Origin of the sequence: Lacticaseibacillus songhuajiangensis (assembly GCF_003946025.1) — a bacterium.
GTDB classification, from domain to species: Bacteria; Bacillota; Bacilli; order Lactobacillales; family Lactobacillaceae; genus Lacticaseibacillus; species Lacticaseibacillus songhuajiangensis.
In genome coordinates this window covers 1-2280 of sequence record NZ_RHNR01000084.1, presented here as the reverse complement: position 1 = coordinate 2280, position 2280 = coordinate 1, and the positions used below count along the sequence as shown (strand labels likewise).

The following is a 2280-nucleotide window of genomic DNA, read 5'->3' as shown; positions in this document are numbered from 1 at the left end:
TGAAACACCAAAGCAGCGCAGTCCCGTGTGAATCATGGGATTGCGCTGCTTTTTTGAAATTCTATGAATAATCCAGGTGCTGGTATAAAAGGCACTGGCAATACTGATGTCTTGCGGGTTAGTGTCGTCATTAATGTCTGTCGTTGCGCGCACAGTCAGTGGTGTGACGACGACGGTTTTGCCTAGTAAACTACCTGTTGCGACGCCCTGCACAGCGTCAGCGACACCGCCAGTAATACCATTCTCGTCAACCACACCAGATCCAGATAAGGATCCAGTTGGGTCGGCCGTATTCACAACAGATTCTAGCTTGTCCTCAATCAGTTGCACCACGTTGATGCTGCTCAGATCAACAACGAATTTGCTGTAATCACCATTCGCCAATTTTGAATCAGCCACCGGTGTTACGGGCACGAGCGTGGAAATGGTTGTGATATCTTTAATTCCTTGTAGAACATCTGTCACAATGCTATTCAGGCCAAGACTCAGAATTGACGAAACCGGATTATCAACCAGCAATTCCAATGTGCCGTAGAACGGTACCAGGTCGGTGATACTTGGCAAAAGTTTTGCGGTCACGAGTGCGACTTTTTTGCCATTGACCTCAGTAATCTGAGCCGAAATTCCCTTGGCAAGCTGAATCACGTCATAGGTGTTACTTGTTCCTAAGATGCTGCCGCTCACCACTGAGGAATCGCTCGTGACAACATTCACCTTGACGGTATCATCCGTTGTCGCCAACTCCACCGGATCACCATTTGGCTCCCCAGTACCAGTATCCGTGAGTCCATCCTCGTCTTCAATCAGGTTGCTGAAATCACCACCAAACCCCGTCTGGTTGGACTGTACAAATTTATCAGGATCAATATCATTGGTATCCAATTGCGTTTGTGAGCGCTCGGCCAGACTACCGCTCACAATGGCGTCACGGTCATTAGTGTGCAGTTGTGCCGCACCAGCAGCCGCTTTGTCATTCTGCTCCGCACTCGCTGCTGGCACAATTGCCGTCGTGGTCAACGCTTGCTCACCCACTGCGCTGAACGTGAGTGCACCGGAAGCATGAGTTTGCCAAACGGACGTCCCCTGGTCATTCAAACGCAATGTCGCCACCGCGCGGCCCTGGTTATCCGTCACGCCCACGCTGGTGTTTGCCGGTCCAGTAACGGTCACAATCGCCTTGCCAGATTCATCAAGTCGCGTTTCCACGTGCAAAACGACATTTGCAGACGCCGCAGCATCTTGAGACGATTGAACTTGAGCCTCAGTGGTACTTGCCGTATCCGTGCTTGCCGCTTGTGTGTTACTGGTCGCGTTCGACTGCGGCGTTTGTGTTGTTGACGCCGCACTGTCTGTTGACTGACTTTCCTGCGCAGTTGTTTCTGGTTCACTCGCTTTCACGGTGTTATCAGAGCTTGTATCGCTGGCGGTATTTTCATTCGTTTGGCTGTCTAACTGCTGCGTCATCGTAGCAGTTGGTTCCGTATCATTACCAGTCGCAGCCTTAACATTATTTTGCGTAACGAACGTTATCGAAAATAACGTTGCACTGGCAATCCCCGCTAACAACCACCTCTTTCCAGACTTATACATCTTGTAATGCAGGCGTTGTTCACCCTGAAGCGCCTTGTTTCTACCCTTTTGCATAGTCTCCTCCTTACGCGTCACCCCTGACGCGTCAAAATTGCGGCGTAAACGCCACCAACCCACGAGTCTATAATAACGCCAGCTATAGTTATATTTGGACGCAATATTTGTAAGATAATCATCTATTTTTTGTTAATTTTCGGATTTGGTATACCCGATTTTTTGTGCATAAAAATAGTCTCCGCCGCGTCGCGAAGGTAAGTAACATATGTTATTTATTAATGTGATGCTTTGATCTGTCAGATTTAGATAAATGGCCAGCGCTACCCAAAAATTTCGGCAAAACTAGTTTCAACCGTTCTCGACATCAGAATCGAGAACCAAGTCATCCAGAAACAGCAGCGTTCATTTTTCTAATATTGTTCGTATTGCGCTCAGACTTCTCACCCTGTCGCTGTCCGTCAGCGTAAGTCATGAAACTTTCATCCGCAAGGATGAAAATAGTGGTTAGACCGAAGGTCGGAACTGGGCCGGATTTGCTACGCTCCCGGGAAGGGTGTGCGTGGGACCGTTCCAGCCAGCTGCGCTGTCTTCCACTGGCGATTTTGCCGCAAACCCGCCGGCAAAATCCCGCTCCTAACGAAAATGGCGGTGTACATTTCGCACGAAGTTCATGTGCGAAACATACACTGCCAT

The 2280-nt window shown here is 49.1% G+C and carries 1 protein-coding gene; it reads right to left on the bottom strand.

Annotated elements, in window-relative coordinates; genetic code table 11:
- Nucleotides 1–1644 (bottom strand): KxYKxGKxW signal peptide domain-containing protein (locus tag EKM97_RS11805; protein WP_164507547.1); only part of this gene is annotated, 1644 nt, incomplete at its 3' end.
- Nucleotides 1645–2280: the final 636 nt, after the last annotated feature.